This is a genomic window from Mesorhizobium sp. M0030, assembly GCF_040323695.1.
Lineage (GTDB): Bacteria > Pseudomonadota > Alphaproteobacteria > Rhizobiales > Rhizobiaceae > Mesorhizobium.
The window spans coordinates 1-26,007 of sequence record NZ_JAMYVE010000018.1; the positions used below are offsets into that span (position 1 = coordinate 1).

The window sequence follows — 26,007 nt, forward strand, 5'->3', positions numbered from 1 at the left end:
GGGGGGGGGGGTTCTCGCGGGTCGAGTTTGCGGGGCCCCCCCGCGGCCTGTTTCCCCGCCCGCGTTGGGGGGGGGGCGGCCCCCCCCGCCGGGGGGGGGGCCACTGCGCCCTACGAGAACCCCCACCCCGATCCGCTTCGCGGATCGACCCTCCCCACAAGGGGGAGGGTACGAAACCCCTCAAAACTCGATCCCCTGCTGCGCCTTCACGCCGGCCGAAAAATGATGCTTCGTCACGCCCATCTCCGTCACCAGATCCGCCGCCTCGACCAGCGCCGGCTTGGCGTTGCGGCCGGTGACGACGACATGCAGACCTTCGCGCCGCGCTTTCAGCGCCGCCACCACTCTGTAGAGATCGAGATAGTCGTAACGCAGCGCGATGTTCAGTTCGTCCAGCACGACGAGGCTGATCGAGGGATCGGCGATCAGCTCCAGCGCCTTGGCCCAGGCGGCTTCGGCCGCCTTAATGTCGCGCTTCAGATCCTGCGTCTCCCAGGTGAAACCCTCGCCCATCGTGTGCCAGACGACGCGGTCGCCAAACGCCGCGAAGGCATCCTTCTCGCCGGTGTGCCATTTGCCCTTGATGAACTGGACGATTCCGACGCGCTTGCCATAGCCGAGCATGCGTAGCGCCAGCCCGAAGGCAGCCGTGGTCTTGCCCTTGCCGGGTCCGGTGTTGACGATCAGCAGCCCCTTCTCGACCGTCTTTTCCGCGACCTCGGCGTCCTGCACCGCCTTGCGCTTGGCCATCTTGGCGCGATGGCGCTCTTCATCTTTTGCGTCGATAACGGTCATCTCATTTCACCTTGAGCGGCAGCCCCGCCACCATCAGAAGCACCATATCAGCTACCACCGCGATCTGCTGGTTGAGCCTGCCGGCGGCATCGCGGAACCGGCGTGCCAGCGCATTGTCGGGCACAATGCCTTGTCCGACTTCGTTGGAGACCACGAACCACGGCCCGCGCGGCCGCGAAAGCACATCGGCCAGCCGCCGGCACTCCCCCTCTAGATCATGATCGGCCAGCATATGATTGGTCAGCCAAAGCGTCAGGCAGTCGACAAGCACCGGCTGGTTGTCCGGCAATGCCTCGAGCGCACCGGCAAGATCAAGCGGGGCATCGATGGTCGCCCATCCCTCGCCGCGGCGCGAGCGGTGTTGCGCGATGCGCTCGCGCATTTCGCCGTCATAGGCTTGCGCGGTGGCGATATAGGCCCATGGCGGCGGCAACGCCGTCGCCAAAGTTTCGGCATGCGCGCTCTTGCCGGAGCGCGCACCGCCGATGATGAAGGTCAAACTGCGATCAGGCAAAGCTGTCGCGCAGGCTGGTCGCGGTGCCGGTGAAGCGCGAGTGCACTATGCCGACAACTGCGCCGAGCACCAGCCAGAACACCAGATTGGTCAGCGTCACCGCCACCACGAACTGATGATGCAGGCCCTCCGGGATCGGCGTTACGAAACTGTCAGGCTGCGGCGCGCCGACAATATGCGGGGCGACGATCAGGACGACGGCGAGCACGGTCAGGGGCGCCGACGTGCGGAAGGTGATAAGGGCAAGACCGATCGCCGTTGTCATCACCGTTGCCCACCACCAGATCTGGCGCTGCATGAGATCGGCCGCCGGCATTGCCGGCAGTTCCGGCGGCAGGCCGAGGCCCGGCGCCAGCGTGAACACGGCAAAGCCGGCCAAGCCCCAGAACACGCCCTGGCGCCAGCTGCCGATGCCGCCGGCGAACTCGGAAACCGCCACCAGGACCAGCGCGAAGCCGATGCCGGTGACGATATTGGCGACGACACTGAAGGCGAAACGCTCGAAGCCGTCGGCCGGCGCCCAGCCTTCGTCCTCCGCCGGCGCGGCTGCTTCAGCCGGTGCTGCGCTGCTCACCGCATTTTCCGCCGGCGCGGCGGTGCTCATGGCATCGGTGTCCGCAGCGTTGGCGGCGGGCGCCGCGGCATGCTGATGCTCATGGCCGCCACCAGCCTTTTCGTAGACCTCCGCCTTGAGGATCAGCGGCACGGTGGCGTAGGCCTGCATGCAGGCGAGAGCGACACCCGCCACGAGCCCTGCGATCGCCGCGATGAACACGACGTTGCGAAACAGGTTCATGATGTCAGATCCTCGTCAGTGGCAGGGAAACGCCATCGAATGGCGATAGTCGTGCGCCGCATTGTGGACCGCATCGATATGCGAGAAACCGACAACGCCGACGACGAAAATGCCCAGAAACGCGCTAAGCACGAGCTGCATGAAGCGCGACTGCGAGGAGACGGATGCGCCGAGGGAGACGGAAGCGGTATTCATATCTTGTCCTTTCGCCCTCCACCCGAGGGCATCGAAGTCAGTTCCCTGTCGCCGGCAGGTCTCCTGGCTCGCGGATCAGCGCCCTTCCCCACCTTCCCGAGGAAAAATCCTCAGTGGCTTGGAGAGGACTACCGCACACAGTTGCGGGGGCAGCCACGGCATTGGGCAACAAGTCAGCCCTCACCGCATTCCCTCTTGGTCCCTAACGGAACCGACGACATGCATGACTATAGGCTGAAACGGCCGCATCCGGCAAACCAAATTCCGCCGGCCAACAGCGCGAATGCGCCATGCGGCGTTACGGGTTCAACGCGGTGATCCGCTCGGCAACCAGCCGCTGCAGCCGCCACAGATGGCGATCGTGAATGCCGCGCTCTTCAAGGTTTTTCACCGTGTTGTAGAGATAGTCGGCGCCCGATCCCCAGTGCCCGCAGGACGTGGCCAGCCTTTCGACGATCTTGCCTTCGTCGAGCGGGCCGGAATAGGTCAGGCCGTTGCGGTTGATCACGAAGGCCAATGCCCTGAGCGGTCCGGCCTCGCTTGCAAGCTTCAGCATGCGCGGCCGGTAGCTTGTCGGCTTCAGCGTGACTTCGCGCCGGAAAAGCCGGCCCAACTGCTCGCGCCGGTTATTGTCGGTCAGCCGAAAGGCGACGCCCTTGCATTGTCCGCCACGGTCCAGCGCCATCATCAGGCCGGGGCTGACCTTGGTGCCGCGCCAGCGCGTCATGTTCATGCAAAAGGACCGATGCCAGCCGCGCGCCAGCGCAACGCGGTCCTCGACATAATCTATTTCCGGTTTCCAGATCAGCGATCCATAGCCGAACAGCCATAGCGGTTCGCTATCCGGGAGTTCGACCTGCAATTCATCCAGAAGCGCGTCATAGTCGGCTTCATCGAGATGCATCGCGTCCGGATCAGGCCCGGGGTCCCTGATCTCGCGCCAGCAGCGCGCGACCAGCTCCGGCGTAAGCGACATCTGTCGTGCGGCCACGTCCGAATCCCCCCAATTCCGAATGTCCCATGTCCACGACATGATTATGCGCCGCGCCTGCAACCGGCAATGCGGCACTCTGATTGACAAACGATTTGCCGGGGTGTCGGCTGACGCTTCATAGGAAGCCAGCCATGCATCCCAACCCGAGCGAGCGCGACCCCTATAACGGCCTGAGCCGGGCCGAACCGACGCTACCGTCATCGGCCTATTGGGATAGCGAGGCTTACCAGCGCGATCTCGAGGCCATCTGGTACAAAAGCTGGCTGCTCGTCTGCCGCGAGGCCGATCTTGCCCAGCCTTTGGCATTCAGGACATTCCGCGTCGGCACGCAGGAAATCGTCGTGCTGCGCGACGACACCGGCGAGTTGCGCGCCTTCCACAACACCTGCCGGCATCGCGGCTCGCAGCTTTGCCAGGAAAGCGAGGGCCGGCTGAAAGCGCGGCTCATCACTTGCCCCTACCATGCCTGGTCCTACTCGCTGCGCGGCGATCTCGTGCGCGTTCCCTCGAAATCGCTGCCAGATGGTTTCGACAAGGCAGATCATCCGCTCTACCGGGTGGCGCTGTCGGTGTGGCGCGGCTTTGTCTTTGTGAACCTTCAGCAGGCGACGGCCGGCTCCGCCGAGACCTCCTTCGATCCCGCATCCGGCGACCTCGCCAACTGGCCGCTGGAAACGCTGGTATCAGGCCATGTCCTGCGCAAGGTGATGAACTGCAACTGGAAAATCTTCTGGGAGAACTTCAACGAGTGCCTGCATTGCCCAGGCGTCCACAAGGACCTGTCTCGGCTGGTGCCGATATACGGCCGCGGCCTGATGAGCCGGCACGACGACCCCGACTGGGTCCGCCATGCCGACAATGACGCACCGGAGTTTTCGGGTGGCCTGCGCGCCGGCGCCGAGACCTGGTCGCGCGACGGACATGCCCATGGCCCGGTCTTCCCGGGCCTGACGCCAGCCGAGCGTGCGGCCGGACAGACCTATGCCACCAGCCTGCCCTCGATGTTCATCGTCGGCCATGTCGATTATGTCAGGACGGTGCGACTGATGCCGCTCGGTCCCGAACAGACCGAACTCACCGCCGAATGGCTGTTCGCGCCCGAGGCGCTGGCTGAGACGGACATCGACAATGTCGTCGCCTTCGGCACCCAGGTGCTGGAGGAGGATGCCGCGATCTGCGAGATCAACCAGAAAGGCCTGCGCTCCATGCGTCACGCGGCCGGCGTGCTGATGCCGGAGGAGTACGATCTGCACCGCTTCCACAACTGGGTGCGCGAGCGGCATGCAGCGCTTGAGGCAACCGCCTGATCGGCGACTAAAGCGACTTCGGCAGATAGCGCCAGGTGATAAAGCCGCAAACAGCGGCCAGAATGCCCAGCGTCACGAACACCGAGCCGAGGCCGAAAAACGCCAGCACCACCGAATAGACCAGCGGCGGCGTCAGCTCGGAAAAGTCGAGATAGGTGCGGTAGACCGCGGCCATCTGCGCCCGCTCATAGGACCGCACCGAGCGCATGAAGGCGGTCGAGCCCAGTGCATCGAGCGCGATGGTGAAGAAGGCGCCGCAGAGCAGGAAAAAGCCCGTAAGCAGCGGCGCGGTAGTGCCGACCGCGCCCGCCGCAAGCAGCGTCGCCGACATCGCGAAATAGGCGAAGGTCATGGTGCGCCGGCCGCCGAAGCGTTTTCCCGCTTTGCCCCAGAAGATCGCCATGAACAACAGCGCATTGCCGGCCGAAACCAGCAGGCCGCCGGCAAGCTTGCCCTCGCCGGTAATCACCATGAACAGCGGCCCGTAGACGAAGAACGTCGTCCAGAAGCAGGAGCGGCCGAAGGCGATCAGCCAGGCCAGCCTGAGCCTGGGTTGTGCTACGAAGCGGCCGATATTGGCCAGCGGATTGGCCGGCCGTGTCTTGCCCGGCCGGATCGACCGGTTGTCGCCCAGCCTGTAGGTCCAGAACAGCGCCAGCAAGGCCAACGCAAACACCGCGACCGCGCCATGCGCGGCATAGATGCCGTAGCGTGTGTAGAGGAAGATGCCGAGTGTCGGCCCGCCGGTCCAGGCCAGCATCGACCACGCCATGCGCAGCGATTCGGCCTGCATGAAATCGGTCTTGCGGATGTGGTCCATGATGTAGAGGTTGAGCGTGATCGACAGGGCGCTCGCCCCCATGACGCGGCACAGCATGCCTGTCAGTTGCCCGGCAAGCGTGTGGGTGACGAAGAACAGAGAGCCTATCGCCAGCAGGCAGGCGCCGGCGGTATAGACCCAGCGCCGGGCAAACCTGCGGATCAACATCGGCATGAACAAGGTCATCGACAGGCCGAGCAGCGCCACGATGGTGTAGAGGATCGAGACGATCTGCTCGTTGTGCAGAATCTCATAAGCCTGGATCGGGATGACGCTCGATACCGTGGCGCGGGCGAAGGATTCGACCGCATAGAGCGAGGCAAAGGTGCGGGCATCCGCCGGACGCAGGGCCGGAAGCCAGATCGGATGGCGCACATGGGTGGACATTTGATCCCCAAATCAGACTCGCGGCGTCAAATCTGCGCTGGCGCTTCCTCCGCCGGTAACAGGAAACCGACCCCTTCCCGGCAAAAAGCGAATTCGGCCAAAGGCTTTCCGGCTCTGGCCTAAAGCGCCGCCCGATGCAGCCGCACGGCGCGACCCGGAGCGTAGAGGGCGGCCTTCTTTTGTCCGGTGCAACCGTGATAGTCGTCTTTGGGGCTGAATCAGATCGCGAGACCATGAGCATCCATACCGCACCCCCTGGAGATCAACTGAAGCGAGATCAACCGAAGCGCATCGTCGCCATCGATGTCGTACGCGGCATCGCGCTGATCGCCATGGCGAGCTACCACTTCACCTGGGATCTCGAAAATTTCCACTACACCGATCCCGGCCTCACCGCCGTCGGCTGGTGGAAGATCTATGCGCGCTGCATCGCCTCGACCTTCCTGTTCCTGGTCGGCGTCAGCCTGTTTCTCGCGCATGGCAGGCAGATCCGCTGGACCGGCTTCTGGAAACGCTTTGCCATGGTCGCCGTCGCGGCCGCCGCTATATCGGCGGTCACGTACTTCATCACGCCGGACAGCTTCATCTTCTTCGGCATCCTGCACGAGATCGCGCTGGCCAGCCTGCTCGGCCTTTTGTTCTTGCGGCTGCCGTCCTTGCTGACGCTTTTCGTGGCAGCTTTGGTGATCGCAGTCCCCCTCTATCTCCGATCCGAAGCCTTCGATCATCCGGCGCTGTGGTGGGTCGGCCTGTCGGCGATCAACCCGCGCTCCAACGATTACGTGCCGCTGTTTCCCTGGTTCGGCGCCGTACTTCTCGGCATCGCCGCGGCAAAGTTTGCGTCCACCACCGGCCTGCTGGCGCGGCTGGCCACGCTGGGATCAGGAAGCTGGACCAGGCCGCTCACCTTCATCGGCCGCCACAGCCTGGCTTTCTACCTGATCCACCAGCCGCTGCTGTTCGGCTGCGTCTGGCTGTTCTCGCAGATTGCGCCGGCGCCCGTCGAAACAAGGGAAGTGATCTTCCTCAAGGAATGCCAGGTATCTTGCGAACAGCAGCGCGACACGGAGTTCTGCACCAGCTATTGTGTGTGCATGCTGGACACGCTGCAAAGCGAAGCGGCATTCGACCGGCTCTACAATGGCGACCAGACCCCGGAGTTCAAAGCGCATCTCGGTGAACTCGCCGGCATCTGCACCGCCAGGACGGAGGAGAGCCCGATGACGCAGGGAGGGCAACAATGACCGACAAGCTCACAAAACCCGGGCTGGCAAAACCCGATCTATCGAGACCACGGCTGATCCCGTGGCCGCCACTGATCTACATCGCCGCCATCGCCATCAGCATCGTGCTCGGCCTGTTCTATCCCCTGCCCTGGATCGGCGACCTCTTGGGCGACCTTTTGTTTGCCGCCGGCTTTGTGGTGCTGTTTGCCGTCGCAGCCCTCTGGTTCACCGCTATCCGCGCCATGATCCGGGCCAAAACGACGATGAACCCCAATGGCTTGCCGGAGCATCTGGTGACGTCTGGCCCGTTCGGCGTGACGCGCAACCCGATGTATCTGGCCAACACGCTGCTTTTGATCGGCGTCGCCTTCGTCTCGGGGATCATATGGTTCCTGCCGCTGGCCCTGATCGCGGCTTTTGCAACGCAGAAGGTCGCCATCGAGAGCGAGGAGAAGGTGCTGTTCGCCAAATTCGGCAAGAAGTACCGCGACTATACGAAGCGGGTGCGCCGGTGGATTTGAGGCGGGTGTGATCGCTGGCAGGGTTCGCATGCCTTGGCGACTAGCCGAACGCCCATCTCTTCATCATCCACGGGCGGAGTAAGGAGCGTAGCGACGCAGCACAGACCCGAGGATCCATGCCGGGACTCCAGAGCGTTGCTATGGTCCAGAATTCGCTACCGCCGCACTCCACGACCGATGTCACGGAATGGATTCTAGGGTCTCCGCGACGGAGCTTCGCTCCTGCTTCGCCCTAGAATGACGAAGTGCGGAAGGGCTCCGGCTAATCACGAACGTTTGCGACGGGCGCGCGCAAACGCTCGACGGTCCGCTCAGGTATTAACCCCCAGCTCCACCAGCCGCTCAACACATGACTCCTCAGCCTGGTCGAGCTCCGCCAGCGTCTCCTCGAGATCGCGGCGCTTCTGGCGCAAATCCTCGCGCTTCTCCTCGATGCGCTTGATCATCAGCTTGAGTTGACCGACCTCGCCGGGCGGTTCCTTGTACATCTGGATGATTTCGCGGATTTCGTTGATCGAGAAGCCGAGCCGTTTCCCGCGCATGATCTGGCGGATCAGATGCCGGTCAGATGGGCGAAACAGCCTTGTGCGGCCCCGCCGGACCGGTTGCACCAGCCCCTCATCCTCGTAGAAGCGCAGCGTCCGCGTCGACACGTCGAATTCGCGGGTCAGTTCGGTGATCGAATAATATTCCCGCATCTTTGCTCCAAATGTCGGAACATCGGAAAACGCCCGGTCGCCCGGGATTTCCAACGCATTCCGATCAACCCCGTTCCAAGCCGGACTCGGCATGGAACCCCGCGCAAGCCTCGCACCACATTTACGTAAAAGTCAATTGAGCCCGCAACGCCTCTTTCTCAAGGGATAGCGAACCACCAGGTGGCCAGCCCCAGGAAAGCAAAGAAGCCAACGACGTCGGTGACGGTGGTGACGAAAACCGCCGACGCCACCGCCGGGTCGATCTTGAACCGGTCGAGCAATAGCGGGATCAGGATACCGGCAAGGGCTGCCACGAACATATTGATGATCATCGCCGCCGCTATGATGCCGCCCAGATTGGCATCGCGGAACCAGACGGCCGCGACGATGCCGATCAGCACGGCGAAGATGATGCCGTTGATGGAACCCACGCCCATTTCGCGGCGGATGATGCGGCCGGCATTGTAGATGTCGAGATCCCTGGTCGCCAGCGCGCGTACCGTGACGGTCATGGTCTGCGAACCGGCATTGCCGCCCATGCCGGCCACGATCGGCATCAGCACGGCCAGTGCCACGATGTGCTCGATGGTGCGGTCGAACAGGCCGATCACCGACGCCGCCAGGAACGCCGTCAACAGGTTGACCAGCAGCCAGGGAACGCGCGAGCGCGAGGTCGAAAGAATGCTGTCGGACAACTCTTCGTCGCCGACGCCGCCCATGCGCAGCAGATCTTCCTCGGCCTCCTGCTGGATGACGTCGACGACGTCGTCGATGGTCAGCACGCCGACCAGCCGCTCGTTCTCGTCGACGACGGCGGCGGACAGAAGATCGTATTGCTCGAAGTCCCGCGCCGCCTCTTCCTGGTCCATGGTGGCCGGAATGGCGTGCCTCGTCTCGTGCATCACGTCTCCGACCTTGGTCGTGCGCTTGGTGCGCAGGATCTGGTCGAGGTCGATGGCGCCGAGCAACTTGAAGCTTGGATCGATGACGAAGATCTGGCTGAACCGCTCGGGCAGGTTCTTGTCTTCGCGCATGTAGTCGATGGTCTGGCCTATGGTCCAGAACGGCGGCACGGCGACGAACTCGGTCTGCATGCGGCGGCCGGCGGTCTCTTCCGGGTAGTCGAGCGAGCGGCGCAGCCTGATCCGCTCGGTGAACGGCAGCTGCGACAGGATCTCGTCCTGGTCTTCCTTTTCAAGATCTTCGAGAATGTAGACCGCGTCGTCGGAATCGAGGTCCTGCATGCCCTGGGCAATTTGCTCATTGGGCATATTGTCGACGATATCGCGGCGGATCGCCTCGTCGACCTCGGTCAGCGACGAGAAGTCGAAGTCGGCGCCGAGCAGTTCGACAAGGGCGCGACGCTGTTCGGGGTGCAGGGCCTCGAGCAGATCGCCAAGTTCCGACTGGTGCAGGTCGTCGACTTCGCGCTTCAGCGTCAGCGTATCGCGATCGGCGATCGCCGCCCCGATCTGGGCGAGGAATGATGACAGAACGGCGCCGTCCTCGCCATAGATGTCGGCGTGGGCATCGTCAGCGGCTTTGGCGCCGGTCGTGTGGTCGTCCTGGCGTTCCACCAGCGGCTCCCGCCATGGGAATTTCGGAAAAGGTGCCTGTCAGGTCTAGCGCGCAACGCACGGTAATATCAAACGAAATGCGCCCCGCCCTGCATATGGGCGAGAGCGATTTCATCAGGATATGACGCCGCCCAGGATTCAGGCGGCGCGACAGCGCATGTCGCTGGGGAAAGAGCACCCCAGCACGGTTGGGGCAGAATTGTCATGATGCAGGTTCAGGCAAAGGCCGGACCCGCCCAGGCGACAACCAGAACAGCCGGAAGCCCTTGAAGATCAGGTCGCAGACGCAGAAAGCAATCGAGGAACGGCGCGTGCGCGTGGTCGTGGCCGAACGCAATCCGCTCGTGATATCGGCGCTGCGCGACATGCTGGACTGCGACGGGCGCTTCGAGCTCCTGGCCTGCGTGCAAAGCGGCAGGCATTTTCTTGAGTTGGCAGCGGAAGGCGAATTCGACGTCGCAATCATCGGGTGGAAGCTTGCCGACATGGACGGCGCCGATGTGCTGGCCGAGGTTCACAGCCGCAAGCTCGGCGTGCGCATCGCGGTGTTTTCCAACGACCACGACATCGGCATCCTGAAGCAGTGCGTGCGCCTCGGCGCCCAGGGCTACTGCTTCCAGTTCGACGATCCAGCGATCATCTTCGAGACCATCCTGGCCGTCGCGCATGGACGCATCTGCATCCCCTACATCGACATCAACAAGGTCAACGACACGCCCTTGTCGCTGCTCACCGTGCGCGAGCGCGAACTGCTGGCCGTGCTGTCCGACGGCTGGACCAATTTGCAGATCGCGACGCGTACGGGGATTTCCGAGAACACGGTGAAGTATCACCTCAAGAATCTCTACGACAAGCTCGACGTCCGCAACCGGGCGATGGCCGTCGCGCTCTATGCGCGCGAGCGGCGTACCCAGAAGCAGCCGTTCGGGTAGGAAAGCGATGAGCCGCGGGTAGGTCACCCGGGTAGGCAACCCCCACCCGCGCGCGGCAAGATGTTACCTCTTGAGGTGTTGTTGCCATTAGCCGTCGAAACGAAACTCCCCATCACCGCTTTGCTGGATCAGGAGGAGTTCGCGACATGGCCGGTTTCACCCATCTTTTCATTCCCGGACCGACCAACATTCCCGAACAGGTCCGCCAGGCGATGAACCTGCCGATGGAGGACATGCGTGCAGCATCCTTCCCCGATCTCACGCTACCGCTGTTCGAAGACATCAAGACGGTGTTCAAGAACGAGACCGGCCGCGTCTTCATCTATCCCTCCTCCGGCACCGGCGCCTGGGAAGCGGCGATGACCAATGTGCTCAGCCCCGGTGACCGCGTGCTGATGTCGCGCTTCGGCCAGTTCTCGCATCTGTGGGTCGACATGGCCGAACGGCTCGGCTTCGAGGTCGATGTCATCGACTGCGAATGGGGAACCGGCGTGCCGCTCGAGCTCTATGCCGAGCGGCTCAGGGCCGACAAGGCGCACCGCATCAAGGCAGTCTTCTGCACCCAAAACGAGACCGCGACCGGCGTGACCAGCGACGTCGCCGGCTGCCGCGCCGCGCTCGATGACGCCAACCACCCTGCTTTGCTCTTCGTCGACGGCGTCTCGTCGATCGGCTCGATCGACTTTCGCCAGGAGGAATGGGGCGTCGATTGCGCGGTCAGCGGCTCGCAGAAGGGTTTCATGCTGCCCGCCGGCCTCGGTTTCCTCTCCGTCAGCAAGAAGGCGCTGGTGGCCTCGCGGAGCGCCACCCACCGCCGCTGTTTCTTCTCCTTCGAAGATATGATCCGCGCCAACGACGCCGGCTATTTCCCTTATACGCCGGCTACTCAGCTGCTGCGCGGCCTGCGCGCCTCGCTCGACCTGATCGCCGAGGAAGGGCTGGAAAACATCTTCGCCCGTCACCATCGCCTCGCCGAAGGCGTGCGCAAGGCGGTCGACGCCTGGGGCCTGAAGCTCTGCGCCAAGACGCCTAAATGGCACTCCGACACCGTCAGCGCCATCCTGGTGCCGGACGGCGTCGACAGCGGCGATGTGGTCAAGCGCGCCTACCAGAAATACCAGACCGCGCTCGGCGGCGGCCTCAACAAGGTGATCGGCAAGGTCTTCCGCATCGGCCATCTCGGCTGGCTGAACGAGGTGATGGTGCTGGCCTCGCTCTCGGCCGCCGAAATGGCGCTGCTCGACTGCGGCGTACGGCTGGCGCCCGGCTCCGGCGTCGGCGCCGCCATCCAGCACTTCCGCGCCTCGGCCGCCGTGCCGGTCGCCGAAGCCGCCTGAGGAGCCGACAATGAGCCACACCATCAACCACCTCAAGAAATTACGGCTGCAGCGCAGCGAGCTGGCGGTTCCAGGCTCCAGCCCGGAAATGATCGACAAGGCGGCCAACAGCGCCGCCGACTTCATCTTCCTCGACATCGAGGATGCGGTCGCCCCGCCCGACAAGGAACGCGCCCGCAAGAACATCATCCAGGCGCTCAACGACATCGACTGGCGCGCCAAGGGCAAGACCGTCTCGGTGCGCATCAACGGCCTCGACACCCATTACATGTATCGCGACGTGGTCGACGTCATGGAACAGGCAGGCGACAGGCTGGACACGATCCTGGTGCCGAAAGTCGGCGTGCCGGCCGATCTCTACATGGTCGAGGCCATGGTCAACCAGATCGAAATGGCCAAAGGTTTCAAGACCCGCGTCGGCCTCGAAGCGCTGATCGAGACCGCGCTCGGCATGGCCAATGTCGAGGCGATTGCCGCGACACCCGGCCGGCTGGAAGCCATGCATTTCGGCGTCGCCGACTATGCGGCAAGCTGCAAGGCGCGCACCGTCAACATCGGTGGCCTCAACCCCGACTATCCCGGCGACCAGTGGCATTTCGCTTTGTCGCGGATGACCGTCGCCTGCCGCGCCTATGGCTTGCGCGCCATTGACGGACCGTTCGGCGACTTCTCCGATCCGGAGGGCTACGTCGCCGGGGCCAGGCGCGCGGCGGCCCTCGGTATCGAAGGCAAATGGGCAATCCATCCCTCGCAGATCGCGCTCGCCAACGGCGTATTCTCTCCACCGGAAAAAGAGGTGACCCGTGCCAGGCGAGTCCTCGAAGTGCTGAAGGAGGCGGAGGCGCAGGGCAAGGGAGCGGCCGCACTCGACGGCAAGATGATCGACGCAGCGTCGGAACGCATGGCGCGCAATGTTCTGGTGGTCAACGAGGCAATCGAACGGGCCAGCCAATTCTCTAGCGAGCCGCGCGTCGCCACGCATTGACTGTTCAGGGAGGACAAAATGGACATCCACGAATATCAGGCCAAGGAACTGCTGGCACGCCACGGCGTGCATGTGCCGCGCGGCGGGCTGGCCTACAGCCCCGAGCAGGCGACCTACAGGGCCCGCGAGATCGGCGGCGCCAAATGGGTGCTGAAGGCGCAGGTGCATTCCGGCGCCCGCGGCAAGGCCGGCGGCATCAAGCTGTGCGCCAATGACGAGGAGATTTCCAGCGCGGCCGAGGGCATGCTCGGCCGCAAGCTGGTGACACAGCAGACCGGCCCGCGCGGCAAGCTGATTTCGCGCCTCTATCTCGAGGAAGCCGTCGACATAGCGCAGGAGCTCTATGTCGGCTTCGTCCTCGACCGCAAGGAAGAGCGCGTCATGATCGTGGCTTCGGCTGCCGGCGGCATGGAGATCGAGGACATCGTCGAAAAGGCGCCGAACTCCATCCTGCGCACATCGGTCGATCCTGGCGTCGGCATGCAACGGTTTCAGGCACGCGAGATCGCCTTCGGGCTCGGCCTCGACCACAATCTGATCGGCAAGGCGACCGAAACCATTTTCGCCTGCTATCAGGTGTTCCGCGACTACGACGCCTCGATGCTGGAGATCAATCCGCTGGTGGTGACCCGCGACGGCAATTTGATCGCGCTCGACGCCAAGATGTCGTTCGACGAGAACGCGTTGTTCCGACGGCCGGAAATCTCCGAGCTGCGCGACAAAAGCCAGGAAGATCCGCGCGAAACCTTCGCCAGCGATCGCGGCCTCTCCTATGTCGGCCTCGACGGCAACATCGGCTGCATCATCAACGGCGCCGGTCTCGCCATGGCGACCATGGACATGATCAAGATCGCCGGCGGCGAACCGGCCAACTTCCTCGACATCGGTGGCGGCGCCTCGCCCGAGCGGGTGGCGAAATCCTTCCGCGCCGTGCTCGGCGACAAGAATGTCGAGACCATCCTGGTCAACATCTTTGCCGGCATCAACCGCTGCGACTGGGTCGCCGAAGGCGTCATCAAGGCGATCCGCGAAGTCGGCGTCAACGTGCCGCTGGTGGTCCGTCTCTCCGGCACCAGGGCCGAGGAAGGACGCCGGATCCTGGCCGATTCCGGCGAGGCGGTAATCGTTGCCGACACGCTTGCAGAAGCCGCCGAAAAAGCCGTCGCCGCATGGCGCGCGGCCACCAAGAAAAAAGCAGCCTAGAGCCGGATGATTTCAGGTCGAATCGACCTGAAATCTGAATCCGTCTCTAAAATCAAACAGATGGAGCATGATGTCGTCCGAAAACCGCTTCACACTTTTCGGCATCATGCTCTAGGGAGGTCGAGAAAATGGCAATCCTGCTCAACCGCAGCACCCGCGTCATCGTCCAGGGGTTCACCGGCAAGATCGGCAGCTTCCATGCCGAAGACATGAAGCGCTACGGCACCAAGCTGGTCGGCGGCGTCACGCCCGGCAAGGGCGGCCAGAAGCATCTCGGCCTGCCCGTCTTCAACACGGTCAAGGGCGCGGTGCGCGAGACCCGCGCCGAGGCCAGCATCGTCTTCGTGCCGCCGCCCTTTGCCGCCGATTCGATCATGGAAGCGGCGGACGCCGGCATTAAACTCTGCGTCTGCATCACCGACGGCATCCCGTCGCAGGACATGATGCAGGTCAAGCGCTACATGCTGCGCTACCGCTACGAGGACCGCATGCGGCTGATCGGCCCGAACTGCGCCGGCGTCATCACGCCCGGACAGGCGCTGATGGGCATCATGCCCGGCAGCATCTATCTGCCTGGCCGCGTCGGCATTGTCGGCCGCTCCGGAACGCTCGGCTACGAGGCGGCGTCGCAGATGAAGTCGCTCGGCATCGGCGTCTCGACCAGCGTCGGCATTGGCGGCGACCCGATCAACGGCTCGTCCTTCAAGGACATGCTGAAACTGTTCGAACAGGATGACGACACCGACGCGGTGGTGATGATCGGCGAGATCGGCGGACCGCAGGAAGCCGAAGCGGCCATCTGGGCGCGCGATAATATGCGCAAGCCCCTGATCGCCTACATCGCCGGCCTCTCCGCCCCCAAAGGCCGCCGCATGGGCCACGCCGGCGCCATCATCTCGGCCTTCGGCGAGTCGGCGCAGGAGAAGGTCGAGATTCTAAAGGACGCCGGGGTGATCATCGTGCCGACGCCGTCGTCGTTTGGCGAGGTGGTTGCAGAGACACTATCACGTATGAAGAAGGCCGCCTGAACAGCGGCCTTCGCGTTCGACCGCGCCTCATGCCGCCTTGTCGGCTGCCGGCTTCGCGACCTTGGTGCGGGTGGCGCTGCGGCGGCCGTCGACGCTGACCGGAATGTCGCCGTCGACCGTGGCGCGACGCACCACCCGGTGCTGGTCGCCGTAATCGTTGACGGCGTAGTGCTGCGTCGCGCGGTTATCCCAGATCGCCACATCGCCGGCCTTCCAGCGCCAGCGCACGGTGTTCTCCGGCGCCGTGACATAGGACTGGAACACCTCGTAGAGCTTCGCCGAATCGCTTTTGGAAAGACCGATCAGCCGTTGCACGAAATTGCCGAGCAGCAGCGAGCGCTCGCCTGTTTCGGGATGGACGCGGACAACGGGATGCTCGGTCTCGTAGATCGTCGAGGTGAAGATTTCCTCGAAGTGCTTCTTTTCCGCAGCACTCGCACGCGGCCGCACCGCGGCGTAATCGTAAGCGTTGCTGTGCACCGCCCAGAGATTGTCGGCCAGCAGCTTCAACGGCTCGGGCAGGTCCTGATAGGCGGCCGCGGTGTTCGACCAGATGGTGTCGCCGCCGGCCGGCGGTATGACGACGCCGCGAAGAACGGAGAATTTCGGATAGGCGTCGACGAAGGTGACATCGGTATGCCATTGGTCGGCGCGACCGCCGCCACGGCTGGAATCGAGTTCGAGAATGGACGCCGTTCCCTTGACGGGACCTTGGGTCGGATGCGGGACGAGGTCGCCGAGACGCTGGGCAAAGCGCTCCTGCCCGGCATCGTCGAGATGCGCCTGGTCGCGGAAGAACACCACCTTGTGCCGCAACAGGATCTGGTTGATCGCCGCGACCGTCTGCTGCGGCAGGTCGCCGGAGAGCCGAATGTTCCTGATCTCTGCGCCGACGCGTCCGGTAAGCGGGACAATATCGGCATCCGGGATGATCTGCTCTACGGGGGTAAGTCTGGTCATGGGAAACTCTTCCTCTAAAGCCGCGGGGCTGCTGGCAATGCTCCGCCGTCTGCCGGCCGCATAGCGATCGGCGGAGCAACTCCCTCATCGGGAGCCGACTTGCTTGGCAACGAGAGCACTGATCTCAACTCAGGAGGCGAAGGCCGCCAAGGCTTGCGAGCAGTACCGAGATCCCATTCAAAGCGTAATTCTACAAATTCCATAGACATTTCTTTTCAAAGTTCGGCGGCCCTGAGAAAAATGCCTTCTGTCCAATTCGTTCGTGAGCGGCAGGCGGTGGAGCGCTGCGCGACGCGGCCCGCACCAGTAGTGACGCTGTCGTATCCCCTTCGATATTGGAGATGGCGGGTGAATTGCATGCCTGATATTGATGGCTTCCACGCATCACGCAGGCGCCGAGATGACAGACTCCGATAAGGCTGACGCTGTCGAGCAATTGCTCGATACGCCTGACCTCGCCACCGCGCTGGAAAGCGACCAGTTCAAGAAATTTCTCGACCAGATGCCGATCGCGATCGCCGTCTCGGAATTGATCGCGAAGGAACGTGTCGTCTACGCCAATCCCGAATTCGAGAAGCTCTCGGACCTCAAGGCGCCGAAGCTTGCGCGGGAAAACTGGGCGGCCCTTTCCGGCAGGGGGCTTCATCGGCAGAAGGACAGGCCGCTCGCCGAGGCTGTCGTTGAAGACACCGATTTCGTCGGCACGTTTCGCCTCGAGCGCGGCGAGGACAAGCCGGCAATCGTCGACGTTTATTCCAACGTTATCGAGGACGACAACGGCAAGCTCTGCTTCCGGCTGGTGGCGCTTGTCGACGTCACGGCACACGGTGAGACCGAGGACGCGCGACCCGCGGAGGAGCTCATCCGGGAGAAGGACACCCTGTTGCGCGAACTGCAGCATCGGGTGAAAAACAATCTGCAGATGATCACCGCTTTGATCCGGATGGAAACCCGCAACGCCACCGAACCGGACCAGAAGCGTTTCGAAAGGCTTGCCGGCCGGGTAGACGCATTGGCAATCCTCTACCAGACATTGTCGGCTGACCAGCAGAAGGATGAGGTGGATCTTGGCGTGTACCTTAGCCAGATCGCGTCCGCCGTCATGGCGTCGCACGCAGTCGAAGGTATCCGCCTCGACCTTAAGGTGGATACCTATCCGGTATCCATCAACGTTGCCATGCCGACAGGCCTGGTCGTCAATGAGTTGCTGACCAACGCTCTCAAACATGCATTCGTCGGGCGCGATGGCGGCACGATCACGCTGCACAGCGTCGTCAGCGGCGATGGTTGCCGGGTGACTGTCGCCGATGATGGGATCGGTCTGCCGACGGGTGAGACCTGGCCCAGGCCCGGCAAGCTCGGCTCCTTGATCGCGCGGTCGCTGACCGAAAATGCCAAGGCGCAATTCGACGTCAAGTCGAGTGCCGGCGAGGGAACCAGGGTCACCATCGTCTTCAAGCGATCGGCGGCGACGGACTGAGGCTATGCAACGGCGCGCCGGCAAATCCCGGCCGGACAGGTGCTTCGGGCGCTCGCGGGTGTGGCCTTAAGTCGCAAACGATTTGGCTGCAGAAGCGGGGCGCCGGGCTTCTTTGACGGTGCTATCAGCACCATATGTGGTCCACAGCCCTCCAAAACGAGAGAAGCTCGCTCCGACCGGTCGCATCGCGGCCGTCAGCCGGCAATGGCTATGAACCAGGAAACTGAAAACCATCATGCGTGAAAATATCAGACCAGCGTCGAGAGACGTCCCCCTCATTCAGCTAGGCCTGCACCAGTGCCGCTTCCCGGTGAGCGAAGACCGGTCGGTACCCGGTGGTTACCGGTTTTGTGCCGGGCCGACGTCGCCGGATCGCGTCTACTGCGATCACCACCACACCGTCGTGACGGCCGTTGACCCTCGTCGAGCCCGTCCGGGTCTCCATTTCCCGCAACGACGCGCCGCTTAGGTCAACCACATCCCCTGCCCCGCCACCGGCAAAGCCGGGGACTCAGGTGCAGGAGGCTGGCCGGTGCGAGCCAAGCGGCGTTCGCGTGCGGCTCTGCGACCTCTTGTTGCAACTCTGCTGCGGCCGGTTCAAGCGCCAAAGGCGATGATTTGGCGTCGACGGCCTGAGAAGCCGCAATGATTTCAATGGCCGAAAAATTATGGTGCGGTCGAGAAGACTCGAACTTCCACGGGTTGCCCCACAGCGACCTCAACGCTGCGCGTCTACCAATTCCGCCACGACCGCCCGTGGTAGGAGCCGGAACGAACCGGCTCGCGGCGTGTAGCAAATCGTTTCCTGCGAAACAAGGGCGCGGCGCGCAATAATCGCCGCGAATTGGCATATCGGCCTCTACAGCGCCGCGCGTCCTGTGGTACGCGCAAAGGACGGCGAACTGGACGTTTCAGCCGGATACCGCCATATGAAGGGCGAATGCATTCCGCCCCAGAGCGCAAGGCGGTTTTGCCAAGCGGCGTGCATTAAGCGAAAAACGAAAAGCCATGACCGAACGCAGCCAGATCGCCACGTCGTTCCTGCCCTTGCCCGGGTCAGCGCCGGTCGAATGGCGCATCGAGCCTGGCCTGGCCGGCTACACCGATGCGCTGGCCCTGATGGAAGCGCGCGCCGAGGCGATCCGCACGGGTGCGGCCGCCGAGATGGTCTGGCTGGTCGAGCATCCGCCGCTTTACACCGCCGGCACCAGCGCCCGCATCGAGGATTTGATCGACCCCGACCGTTTCCCGGTGTTTGCCGCGGGGCGCGGCGGCGAATACACCTATCACGGGCCGGGGCAGCGGGTTGCCTATGTCATGCTTGACCTGAAGCGCCGGCGCGAGGATGTGCGCGCCTTCGTCGCCGCGCTCGAGCAGTGGATCATCGGCACGCTTGCCGCCTTCAATGTACGCGGCGAACGCCGCGAGGACCGCGTCGGAGTCTGGGTGGTGCGGCCCGAGCGCCCGTCCCTGCCCGACGGCTCGCCGGCTGAAGACAAGATCGCGGCCATCGGCATCCGGCTGCGGCGCTGGGTGAGCTTTCATGGCATTGCCGTCAATGTCGAGCCGGATCTCAGCCATTTCAGCGGCATCGTGCCATGCGGCGTGCCGGATCACGGCGTCACCAGCCTCGTCGACCTCGGCCTGCCCGTGACCATGGCCGATTTCGACCTGGCGCTGAAATCCGCCTTCGAGGATGTTTTCGGGGCAGCGGAGTCAACTTCTGCAGAACCGGCTCGCAAGGCCGGCTGAGTCTCGCCTCGACCAACGCTCAAAGCAACCGCGCCGAGGCCCACAACAGCCCGAAACCGTGAATGGCGAAGACGGCCAGCAGCGCGCCGGCCATGGCGAAACGGTCGAAGATGCGGATCGGCTTCAATTCGTGGCGCGGTTTTACCCCGCTACCCACTGTCATCAGGCTGAGGATGGCAAAGACGGCGCCCGCCACCAGCAGAAAGGTTTGGGAAAAGCCGGCCAGCCAGCCAAGCCACAGCAAGGCCGAGAGCAGGGAAAACGAGGCGAGCGCCAGGGCGACCGGCCCCGGGCAGATCTGGCGCAGTACCTGGCCGCCGTCGAATTTCCACACCGGCACCAGATTGGCGATGTTGAACAGCGCGGCAAAGCCGGCAAGCGTCGCCAGAAGGGCCGCGGCGAGCCGATGTCCCTCGCCGGATGCGAGCCCGCTGGCGACGATCAGCAGCGGTACCAGGAACGCGGAAAAACCAGCGCCCATCAGCGCCACGAAGGCGACCTCGAAGCGGCTGTCATAAGGCCGGCCGCCAATGGCGATGCCGCCGAGCAGCGGGATAAAGATCATCCGCGCCTTGCGATGACCGGTTAGCCGAAAGGCCGCCACGTGGCCGAGCTCATGCAGGGCGACCACCGAGGTCAGGATCGCGGCCAGCGCCATGCCGCCGAGATTGAGCCCGAAGAACGGCCAAAGAATGAAAGCCGACAGAACGGCGAAACCGACCTGGCTCAGCGGATGCTCGAACCAGCCGCCCTTGCGATACTGTCCGGTCCTCGCCCAGACCTCCAGCTTGCCGAGCTCGCGGCGCATGGCGAAGTAGCGGAACACCAGGAAGGCGACGCCGCGATAGCGATCGGTCTGGCTGAGCGTCACCCGCGTGCCGGCACCTTCCGAGGTGAGTTCGGTGGTCTCACAAAAATCCTTCCAGAACGACGCGTCGAGCGCGGTATCCTCGATGACCCGCATCGAAAAACGACTGCCTTCGACGACGTCCTCGAAGCGCGACCTGCGCTCGATCGGCTGGCCGTCGCGGCCTTCCCACGACAGCAGGATGCGGGCCGTGCCCCGCCCGTCCAGCGGCTGGGCCGAGAGTATCTCGCCGGACCAGCCGGCATCGCTGCCTAGCGGCCACAGCGCCTGCCAGAGGCGCTGCCGGTCCATCGTAATCACGCGGCTGAGCCTCACCGTGCGCAAACCGAGCGGCGCGGTCATCAGAAGGAAAATCAGTCCGAGATTACCGGCCACGAGAAGGGCCGTCACGATCGGCGACACCTGAGGTTTTTGCTCCCTGTCTTGGCGGGGCAGCCTAGCGTCATGGCGGCAAGAAAGGCTTAACGGCACAGCGCCTTCCTGCCCGCCTAAAACAGTGCGGCGAACCGCAGTTGCATCACATGGCGCCGATCCAGACAGCCATGGAAACCAGAAACGCACTCATGCACACCAACGAAACGACGTCCTGAACAAGATCGCTCATAACTCTCTCCTGTTGTTGATATGTTCGTATTTTGTTCTAACTTTGTTCGAAAGTCAATGAGCGGAATGCGGCAGGCCGACGAATCCTGACAGCCGGTTTGGGCAGGGTTAAGGAAAGGTTGACGGGGTGACGGCAGTGCTGACGCAGGGCGCATCGCATGCCTTTGCGATCGGGACACGCACCAATCCCTTCGTGATCCTAGGGCGGAGCAAGGAGCGCAGCGACGCGGCGCAGACCCTAGGATGAGGAAGTTGGGGCCTACAACGGAACGACCTTGCCATCCGCCAACGTCACCCGGCGGTCCATGCGCGAGGCGAGTTCGTGATTGTGGGTCGCGATCAGCGCGGCAAGGCCGGACTGCTTGACCAGCGCGCCAAGCGCCTCGAAGACATAGGAGGCGGTGACCGGGTCGAGATTGCCGGTCGGCTCGTCGGCGAGCAGCAGCAAGGGCGCATTGGCGACCGCGCGGGCAATGGCGACGCGCTGCTGCTCGCCGCCGGACAGCTCCGACGGACGGTGCGACGCGCGCTTGCCGATCTGCATATAGTCGAGCAGCTGTGCTGCGCGCTCCGACGCCTCCTTGCGCGAAAGCCCTTTGATCAGCTGCGGCATCATGATGTTTTCCAGTGCCGAAAACTCCGGCAGCAGATGATGGAACTGATAGACGAAGCCGACATCGTTGCGGCGGATCGCCGTGCGTTCGTCGTCGGAGAGCCGTCCGCAGGCGCGGCCGGCCAGAATGACGTCACCGGCGTCGGGGCGCTCGAGCAGGCCCGCCGTATGGAGCAGCGTCGACTTGCCGGTGCCCGACGGCGCCACCAGCGCCACCATCTCGCCGCGCTTCAGCGAAAAGTCGGCGCCGTTCAAAATGGTGAGCTTGCGCGGCCCCTGGACATAGTGCCGCTCGACGCTCTTCAGCTCGATAATGATCTCGGACTTCATTCGTATCTCAAGGCCTCGACCGGATCGAGCCGTGCGGCGCGCCATGCCGGAAACACGGTTGCCAGGAAGGACAGGCCGAGCGCCATCAGGATGACGTAGGTGGTCTCGCGCGGGTCCATCTTTGCCGGCAGTTGGCTGAGGAAATAGAGTTCCGGATTGAACAGCACCTTGCCGGTCATCCAGGAGAAGAACTGGCGGATGGATTCGATGTTGGTGCAGATGAGCACCCCGAGCAGCACGCCGGCGAGCGTGCCGGTGACGCCGATCGCAGCACCCGTCATCAGGAAGATGCGCAGGATGGCGCCGCGTGAGGCGCCCATCGTGCGCAGGATGGCGATGTCGTGGCCCTTGTCCTTCACCAGCATGATCAGGCCGGAGATGATGTTGAGCGCCGCCACCAGCACGATCAGCGTCAGGATCATGAACATGACATTGCGCTCGACCTGCAGCGCTGAGAAGAACGTCTCGTTGCGCTGGCGCCAGTCGACCATGTCGATCGGCCGTTGCGCCGCCGCATCGACCAGCGGTTTCAGCGCGTCGACATCATCGGGATTGTCGACATAGATCTCGATCGTCTGCGCCCTGCCGTCCATGTTGAAATAGAGCTGCGCTTCGGAAAACGGCATGTAGACGATTGAGCTGTCATATTCCGACATGCCGACCTCGAAGATCGCCGCCACCTTGTAGCCCTTCATTCGCGGCGTCGTGCCCATCGGCGTCACATCGCCGTCCGGCGAGATCAGCGTGATGGTGTCGCCGAGCACAAGGCCGAGATTCTCCGCCATGCGCTTGCCGATGGCGACGCCCTCGCCGGAGTCGAAGCCGTCAAGCGTGCCTTGCTTGACGTTTTGGGCGACGATGGCGATCTTGCCGAGGTCTTCGGCCCTGATACCGCGCACTAGCGCGCCCATGCCGCCGCCGACATTGCCTTGCGCCAGGACCTGGCCGTCGATCAGCGGTATCGCGTATTTGACGCCTGCCACGCCGTTGATGCGGGCTGCGACCTGCGCATAGTCCTCAAGCGGCGAATCCAGCGGCTGCACGATCAGATGGCCGTTGACGCCGAGGATGCGGGTCAGAAGTTCGGCTCGAAACCCGTTCATGACAGCCATGACGACGATCAGCGTGGCGACGCCCAGCATGATGCCGAGGAAGGAGATCGAGGCGATGACCGAGATCACCGTCTCCTTGCGGCGCGACCGCAAATAACGCCAGGCGACCATGCGTTCGAACATGGAGAACGGGCCGGCGACCGGAGACTTGGCGACCGGAGACTTGCCAACCGGAGACTGGGCTACCGAAGACTTCGCTGCCGCGGCTTCGCTCATGCGGTTGCACCGAAGCGTTTCCTGGCCTCCGCGACCGGCAGCGTCTCGCGCTCGCCGGTCCGGCGGTTCTTAATCTCGATCTCGCCGGCGGCCACGCCGCGCGGCCCGACGATCACCTGCCAGGGCAGGCCGATCAGGTCGGCGGTGGCGAACTTGCCGCCCGGCCGCTGGTCGGTGTCGTCGTAAAGCACATCCTTACCGGCGCCGGTGAAGGCGGCGTAGAGCTCGCCGCAAACGCGGTCGCACTCGGCGTCGCCGGCCTTCATGTTGATCAGGCCGATGTCGAACGGCGTCACCGCTTCCGGCCAGATGATGCCGTTGTCGTCATGGCTGGCCTCGATGATCGCCGCCACCAGCCGCGACGGACCGATACCGTAGGAGCCGCCGGAAACGAAATGATCCTTGCCGTCGGGCCCGGTCACCTTGGCGCCCATGGGCTTGGAATATTTGTCGCCGAAATGGAAGATGTGGCCGACCTCGATGCCGCGTGCCGAGACCCGGTCGGCTTCGCCAAGCTTGTCCCAGGCCGCCTCGTCATGCATCTCGTCGGTGGCGGCGTAAGGCGTCGTCCACGTCTTGACGATGTCGGCGATCTCGCCGTCATTGCCGAAGTCGGTTTTCTCGCCGGGCACCTGGAGCGACAGATATTCGCGGTCGCAATAGACCTGGCTCTCGCCGGTGTCGGCCAGGATGATGAATTCATGGCTGAGATCGCCGCCGATCGGCCCGGTGTCGGCCCGCATCGGAATGGCCTGCAGCCCCATGCGCGTGAACGTCCGGAGATAGGATACGAACATGCGGTTGTAGGCGGCTTTGGCGCCCTCGAAATCGAGGTCGAAGGAATAGGCGTCCTTCATCAGGAATTCGCGCGAGCGCATGACGCCGAAGCGCGGCCGCACCTCGTCGCGGAACTTCCACTGGATGTGGTAGAGGTTGAGCGGCAAGTCCTTGTAGGACTTGACGTAGGCGCGCACGATCTCGGTGACCACTTCCTCATTGGTCGGACCGTAGAGCATGTCGCGGTCCTGCCGGTCCTTGATGCGCAGCATCTCCTTGCCATAGTCGTCATAGCGGCCGCTTTCGCGCCACAGATCGGCCGACTGGATGGTCGGCATCAGGATTTCCAGAGCGCCGGCGCGGTTCTGCTCCTCGCGGATGATGCGGCAGACCTTGTCGAGCACCAGCTTGCCTAGCGGCAGCCAGGAAAAGCTGCCCTGCCCCTGCTGGCGGATCATGCCGGCACGCAGCATCAGCCGGTGCGAGACGATCTCGGCCTCGCGCGGATTTTCTTTCAGGATGGGCAGGAAAAACTGCGACAAACGCATGGACAGGTCCGTGAGAGAGGAGGCTGCGCCGGAATCGGCGCGGCTGGCTTGCTTGCCCCGGCTTCATAGCTATTTCGTGACGGAATGGAAACCCGACCGGCCGCATCGGTCCGAAATCGCAAAAATCGATTCTTCTTCCAAAGACCTTCGCACCGAAAACGATAATGCTTTTGATGCAAAATGATGACCCTGACTCCGAAGTGCTCACACACGCTTTGCGCGTCCGGGCGACGCGGCACACCTGACCAGATTAAGGCGGCAGCCCCGGTGTTGTTCGTTTCGCAAGCAAAGCCTGCCGCACTATTGTGCACTGCAGCACAGATTGCCCGATTGCGGGCAAAATTCTGCGTGACAATTTCATCAGGGTTAGGCTAGTGTGCCCCGATAACCGAGAGGGTGGAGAAAAATCTGCTCTCCTACGCGGTCAAAGTCTTGGGAGGATGCGATCTAGGCGCGGTTACCCGCTGCCGCCGGAAACCGGAAAACAGATCGGAACGCGTTTAAATTGCAAGGCCTTGTGCCTTGCATTTTTTTTGCCCGATCATCTGGTTAGATCAACCTGTTCCCAAATCACGTGAGCTTGCGTCAGCCTGACACCAAGGCGTGATTCTAATGCGGGTGGGCCATGCCTGGCCGCCGATTGCGCATCGCAAGCTGGTGAGCCAAAACCTGAGTTTGGCGCTCCGAAAACAGGCACGAACACCCCACCCGATCTGCCGGCGGGAAAGTGGTTAGTTTGCAGGTGCCTGGCTGGCTTCGGGGATGATGTGCGGGACTTCGTCGAGGCTGTAGCCCAGCCCGTGCGTCAGGCTATAGAAAACCCCCATGACGACAGCCGTGACGATGGTGGTGCGGATCACGGCGCGCAGCATATGCGGTCCGCGCGGCGCGCTCGCAACCGTGCCCAGCGTCACGTCATGGTCGTCATCCTGCGTCTTAACGCTGAACGGCAGCACGATGAACAGCATCAGCCACCATGTGATGAAGAACAGCGCGGCGAACGAAATCCAGCTCATGGCTGCTCCAGTTCGACCAGCGTGCCGAAGAAATCCTTGGGGTGCAGGAACAGCACCGGCTTGCCGTGAGCGCCGGTTTTGGGATTGCCGTCGCCCAGCACGCGGGCGCCGCTTGCTGTGAGGTGATCGCGCGCGGCAAGGATGTCGTCGACCTCGTAGCAGACATGATGCATGCCACCCGAGGGGTTCTTCGCCAGAAAGGCCGCGATCGGCGACCCCTCGCCCAGCGGCTCCAGGAGTTCGATCTTGGTGTTGCCGACATCGACGAACACCACGGTAACGCCATGCTCGGGCAGCGCTTGCGGCGCGGTGACCTTCGCGCCAAGCGTATCGCGATAGGCCGCAATCGCCGCGGCCAGGTCCGGCACGGCAAGTGCTACATGGTTCAGGCGTCCCAGCATGAAGTGCTCCACAAGT

At 63.4% G+C, this 26,007-nt stretch carries 26 protein-coding genes, 1 tRNA gene and 1 riboswitch; of the genes, 11 read left to right on the forward strand and 16 right to left on the reverse strand.

The features are described from left to right. Positions 1-180: 180 nt before the first annotated feature. The 5 genes from cobO to NKJ80_RS27990 all read right to left on the reverse strand — a co-directional run bounded on the left by cobO (position 181) and on the right by NKJ80_RS27990 (position 3,291). The gene (gene cobO, locus NKJ80_RS27970; RefSeq protein ID WP_352498745.1) at positions 181-795 is read right to left on the reverse strand and encodes a cob(I)yrinic acid a,c-diamide adenosyltransferase; all 615 of its coding nucleotides are present in this window, start codon (positions 793-795) and stop codon (positions 181-183) included. Position 796: 1 nt separating this feature from the next. Beyond that, on the reverse strand, positions 797-1,309 hold the full coding sequence (gene cobU, locus NKJ80_RS27975) for a bifunctional adenosylcobinamide kinase/adenosylcobinamide-phosphate guanylyltransferase (RefSeq protein ID WP_023731213.1): 513 nt from the start codon (positions 1,307-1,309) through the stop codon (positions 797-799). Beyond that, positions 1,302-2,105: a CbtA family protein gene (locus NKJ80_RS27980; RefSeq protein WP_352498746.1), complete on the reverse strand. Its 804-nt coding sequence runs from the start codon at positions 2,103-2,105 to the stop codon at positions 1,302-1,304. Before NKJ80_RS27980 ends, cobU begins: the two co-directional genes overlap by 8 nt. Before the next feature lie 15 nt (positions 2,106-2,120). Further along, positions 2,121-2,300 carry a CbtB domain-containing protein gene (locus NKJ80_RS27985; RefSeq protein ID WP_023670784.1) on the reverse strand — a complete coding sequence of 60 codons (180 nt, stop codon included), beginning with the start codon at positions 2,298-2,300 and terminating at the stop codon, positions 2,121-2,123. 36 nt (positions 2,301-2,336) lie between these two features. Then, positions 2,337-2,531: riboswitch (cobalamin riboswitch) on the reverse strand. A 67-nt stretch (positions 2,532-2,598) separates the two neighbouring features. Then, a complete protein-coding gene (locus tag NKJ80_RS27990; RefSeq protein WP_031199063.1) occupies positions 2,599-3,291 on the reverse strand; it encodes a gamma-glutamylcyclotransferase in 693 nt (230 codons plus the stop codon). Between the two features lie 134 nt (positions 3,292-3,425). Here NKJ80_RS27990 and NKJ80_RS27995 point away from each other — a divergent pair, with 134 nt between their 5' ends. Then, positions 3,426-4,601, forward strand: coding sequence for an aromatic ring-hydroxylating oxygenase subunit alpha (locus NKJ80_RS27995; protein WP_023670786.1), 1,176 nt, complete (start codon positions 3,426-3,428; stop codon positions 4,599-4,601). A 7-nt stretch (positions 4,602-4,608) separates the two neighbouring features. Here the strand turns inward: NKJ80_RS27995 and NKJ80_RS28000 are convergent, their stop codons facing one another. Further along, on the reverse strand, positions 4,609-5,808 hold the full coding sequence (locus NKJ80_RS28000; RefSeq protein WP_023670787.1) for an MFS transporter: 1,200 nt from the start codon (positions 5,806-5,808) through the stop codon (positions 4,609-4,611). A 233-nt stretch (positions 5,809-6,041) separates the two neighbouring features. Here NKJ80_RS28000 and NKJ80_RS28005 point away from each other — a divergent pair, with 233 nt between their 5' ends. Further along, positions 6,042-7,052, forward strand: a complete 1,011-nt coding sequence (locus NKJ80_RS28005; RefSeq protein WP_023670788.1) for an acetyltransferase domain-containing protein — start codon at positions 6,042-6,044, stop codon at positions 7,050-7,052. Further along, positions 7,049-7,555 (forward strand): methyltransferase family protein, encoded by a 507-nt coding sequence (locus tag NKJ80_RS28010; RefSeq protein WP_023670789.1) that lies wholly within the window; start codon positions 7,049-7,051, stop codon positions 7,553-7,555. The genes NKJ80_RS28005 and NKJ80_RS28010 overlap by 4 nt, the downstream gene beginning before the upstream one ends. Before the next feature lie 311 nt (positions 7,556-7,866). On the opposite strand, the gene NKJ80_RS28015 is transcribed toward NKJ80_RS28010, so the two are convergent. Both NKJ80_RS28015 and mgtE read right to left on the reverse strand, forming a co-directional pair. Next, entirely contained in the window at positions 7,867-8,253 is a 387-nt protein-coding gene (locus NKJ80_RS28015; protein ID WP_006203215.1) for a MerR family transcriptional regulator, read from the reverse strand. A gap of 158 nt (positions 8,254-8,411) precedes the next feature. After that, a complete protein-coding gene (gene mgtE, locus NKJ80_RS28020) occupies positions 8,412-9,830 on the reverse strand; it encodes a magnesium transporter (RefSeq protein ID WP_023670790.1) in 1,419 nt (472 codons plus the stop codon). 266 nt (positions 9,831-10,096) lie between these two features. Between mgtE and NKJ80_RS28025 the strand changes: the two genes are divergently transcribed. From NKJ80_RS28025 to sucD, 5 genes are all read left to right on the forward strand, one after another. Further along, entirely contained in the window at positions 10,097-10,762 is a 666-nt protein-coding gene (locus NKJ80_RS28025) for a response regulator transcription factor (protein WP_023670791.1), read from the forward strand. A gap of 146 nt (positions 10,763-10,908) precedes the next feature. Beyond that, positions 10,909-12,099 carry an aminotransferase class V-fold PLP-dependent enzyme gene (locus tag NKJ80_RS28030; RefSeq protein WP_023731220.1) on the forward strand — a complete coding sequence of 397 codons (1,191 nt, stop codon included), beginning with the start codon at positions 10,909-10,911 and terminating at the stop codon, positions 12,097-12,099. A gap of 10 nt (positions 12,100-12,109) precedes the next feature. Further along, complete coding sequence (locus NKJ80_RS28035) at positions 12,110-13,084, forward strand: HpcH/HpaI aldolase/citrate lyase family protein (RefSeq protein WP_352498747.1); 975 nt, start codon at positions 12,110-12,112, stop codon at positions 13,082-13,084. 18 nt (positions 13,085-13,102) lie between these two features. Continuing rightward, a complete protein-coding gene (locus NKJ80_RS28040) occupies positions 13,103-14,287 on the forward strand; it encodes a malate--CoA ligase subunit beta (RefSeq protein WP_023731222.1) in 1,185 nt (394 codons plus the stop codon). A 128-nt stretch (positions 14,288-14,415) separates the two neighbouring features. After that, positions 14,416-15,315, forward strand: coding sequence for a succinate--CoA ligase subunit alpha (sucD, locus tag NKJ80_RS28045; protein ID WP_023712719.1), 900 nt, complete (start codon positions 14,416-14,418; stop codon positions 15,313-15,315). 27 nt (positions 15,316-15,342) lie between these two features. On the opposite strand, the gene NKJ80_RS28050 is transcribed toward sucD, so the two are convergent. Then, a complete protein-coding gene (locus NKJ80_RS28050) occupies positions 15,343-16,275 on the reverse strand; it encodes a TauD/TfdA dioxygenase family protein (protein WP_023727685.1) in 933 nt (310 codons plus the stop codon). A 400-nt stretch (positions 16,276-16,675) separates the two neighbouring features. Here NKJ80_RS28050 and NKJ80_RS28055 point away from each other — a divergent pair, with 400 nt between their 5' ends. Together NKJ80_RS28055 and NKJ80_RS28060 are read left to right on the forward strand one after the other, a co-directional pair. Continuing rightward, the gene (locus NKJ80_RS28055) at positions 16,676-17,755 is read left to right on the forward strand and encodes a sensor histidine kinase (RefSeq protein WP_023685214.1); all 1,080 of its coding nucleotides are present in this window, start codon (positions 16,676-16,678) and stop codon (positions 17,753-17,755) included. 235 nt (positions 17,756-17,990) lie between these two features. Then, the gene (locus NKJ80_RS28060; protein WP_081726058.1) at positions 17,991-18,224 is read left to right on the forward strand and encodes a GcrA family cell cycle regulator; all 234 of its coding nucleotides are present in this window, start codon (positions 17,991-17,993) and stop codon (positions 18,222-18,224) included. Positions 18,225-18,424: 200 nt separating this feature from the next. Here the strand turns inward: NKJ80_RS28060 and NKJ80_RS28065 are convergent. Continuing rightward, a tRNA-Leu gene (locus NKJ80_RS28065) sits at positions 18,425-18,509 on the reverse strand. 254 nt (positions 18,510-18,763) lie between these two features. Between NKJ80_RS28065 and lipB the strand changes: the two genes are divergently transcribed. Continuing rightward, a complete protein-coding gene (gene lipB, locus NKJ80_RS28070; RefSeq protein WP_023727687.1) occupies positions 18,764-19,507 on the forward strand; it encodes a lipoyl(octanoyl) transferase LipB in 744 nt (247 codons plus the stop codon). 19 nt (positions 19,508-19,526) lie between these two features. Here lipB and NKJ80_RS28075 read toward each other — a convergent pair whose 3' ends face one another. The 6 genes from NKJ80_RS28075 to mce form a co-directional block, all read right to left on the reverse strand. After that, the gene (locus NKJ80_RS28075) at positions 19,527-20,777 is read right to left on the reverse strand and encodes a site-2 protease family protein (protein WP_352498748.1); all 1,251 of its coding nucleotides are present in this window, start codon (positions 20,775-20,777) and stop codon (positions 19,527-19,529) included. A gap of 460 nt (positions 20,778-21,237) precedes the next feature. Beyond that, positions 21,238-21,921, reverse strand: a complete 684-nt coding sequence (locus tag NKJ80_RS28080) for an ABC transporter ATP-binding protein (protein ID WP_023685211.1) — start codon at positions 21,919-21,921, stop codon at positions 21,238-21,240. Beyond that, the gene (locus tag NKJ80_RS28085; RefSeq protein ID WP_352498749.1) at positions 21,918-23,249 is read right to left on the reverse strand and encodes a lipoprotein-releasing ABC transporter permease subunit; all 1,332 of its coding nucleotides are present in this window, start codon (positions 23,247-23,249) and stop codon (positions 21,918-21,920) included. Before NKJ80_RS28085 ends, NKJ80_RS28080 begins: the two co-directional genes overlap by 4 nt. Next, positions 23,246-24,574, reverse strand: a complete 1,329-nt coding sequence (proS, locus tag NKJ80_RS28090) for a proline--tRNA ligase (RefSeq protein ID WP_023735912.1) — start codon at positions 24,572-24,574, stop codon at positions 23,246-23,248. The genes NKJ80_RS28085 and proS overlap by 4 nt, the downstream gene beginning before the upstream one ends. Before the next feature lie 731 nt (positions 24,575-25,305). Continuing rightward, on the reverse strand, positions 25,306-25,590 hold the full coding sequence (locus tag NKJ80_RS28095) for a DUF1467 family protein (protein WP_023823104.1): 285 nt from the start codon (positions 25,588-25,590) through the stop codon (positions 25,306-25,308). Next, positions 25,587-25,991, reverse strand: a complete 405-nt coding sequence (gene mce, locus NKJ80_RS28100; RefSeq protein WP_352498750.1) for a methylmalonyl-CoA epimerase — start codon at positions 25,989-25,991, stop codon at positions 25,587-25,589. The genes NKJ80_RS28095 and mce overlap by 4 nt, the downstream gene beginning before the upstream one ends. Positions 25,992-26,007: the final 16 nt, after the last annotated feature.

Coding starts and splice junctions, on each gene's coding strand:
- NKJ80_RS27980 (WP_352498746.1), bottom strand. CDS start 2,105: ATGAACCTGTTTCGCAACGTCGTGTTCATCGCGGCGATCGCAGGGCTC.
- NKJ80_RS28095 (WP_023823104.1), bottom strand. CDS start 25,590: ATGAGCTGGATTTCGTTCGCCGCGCTGTTCTTCATCACATGGTGGCTG.
- NKJ80_RS28085 (WP_352498749.1), bottom strand. CDS start 23,249: ATGAGCGAAGCCGCGGCAGCGAAGTCTTCGGTAGCCCAGTCTCCGGTT.
- NKJ80_RS28000 (WP_023670787.1), bottom strand. CDS start 5,808: ATGTCCACCCATGTGCGCCATCCGATCTGGCTTCCGGCCCTGCGTCCG.
- NKJ80_RS28005 (WP_023670788.1), top strand. CDS start 6,042: ATGAGCATCCATACCGCACCCCCTGGAGATCAACTGAAGCGAGATCAA.
- proS (WP_023735912.1), bottom strand. CDS start 24,574: ATGCGTTTGTCGCAGTTTTTCCTGCCCATCCTGAAAGAAAATCCGCGC.
- NKJ80_RS28040 (WP_023731222.1), top strand. CDS start 13,103: ATGGACATCCACGAATATCAGGCCAAGGAACTGCTGGCACGCCACGGC.
- sucD (WP_023712719.1), top strand. CDS start 14,416: ATGGCAATCCTGCTCAACCGCAGCACCCGCGTCATCGTCCAGGGGTTC.
- NKJ80_RS28010 (WP_023670789.1), top strand. CDS start 7,049: ATGACCGACAAGCTCACAAAACCCGGGCTGGCAAAACCCGATCTATCG.
- NKJ80_RS27995 (WP_023670786.1), top strand. CDS start 3,426: ATGCATCCCAACCCGAGCGAGCGCGACCCCTATAACGGCCTGAGCCGG.
- NKJ80_RS28055 (WP_023685214.1), top strand. CDS start 16,676: ATGACAGACTCCGATAAGGCTGACGCTGTCGAGCAATTGCTCGATACG.
- mce (WP_352498750.1), bottom strand. CDS start 25,991: ATGCTGGGACGCCTGAACCATGTAGCACTTGCCGTGCCGGACCTGGCC.
- cobO (WP_352498745.1), bottom strand. CDS start 795: ATGACCGTTATCGACGCAAAAGATGAAGAGCGCCATCGCGCCAAGATG.
- NKJ80_RS28015 (WP_006203215.1), bottom strand. CDS start 8,253: ATGCGGGAATATTATTCGATCACCGAACTGACCCGCGAATTCGACGTG.
- NKJ80_RS28050 (WP_023727685.1), bottom strand. CDS start 16,275: ATGACCAGACTTACCCCCGTAGAGCAGATCATCCCGGATGCCGATATT.
- NKJ80_RS28035 (WP_352498747.1), top strand. CDS start 12,110: ATGAGCCACACCATCAACCACCTCAAGAAATTACGGCTGCAGCGCAGC.
- NKJ80_RS28060 (WP_081726058.1), top strand. CDS start 17,991: ATGCGTGAAAATATCAGACCAGCGTCGAGAGACGTCCCCCTCATTCAG.
- NKJ80_RS28080 (WP_023685211.1), bottom strand. CDS start 21,921: ATGAAGTCCGAGATCATTATCGAGCTGAAGAGCGTCGAGCGGCACTAT.
- lipB (WP_023727687.1), top strand. CDS start 18,764: ATGACCGAACGCAGCCAGATCGCCACGTCGTTCCTGCCCTTGCCCGGG.
- NKJ80_RS28030 (WP_023731220.1), top strand. CDS start 10,909: ATGGCCGGTTTCACCCATCTTTTCATTCCCGGACCGACCAACATTCCC.
- NKJ80_RS27985 (WP_023670784.1), bottom strand. CDS start 2,300: ATGAATACCGCTTCCGTCTCCCTCGGCGCATCCGTCTCCTCGCAGTCG.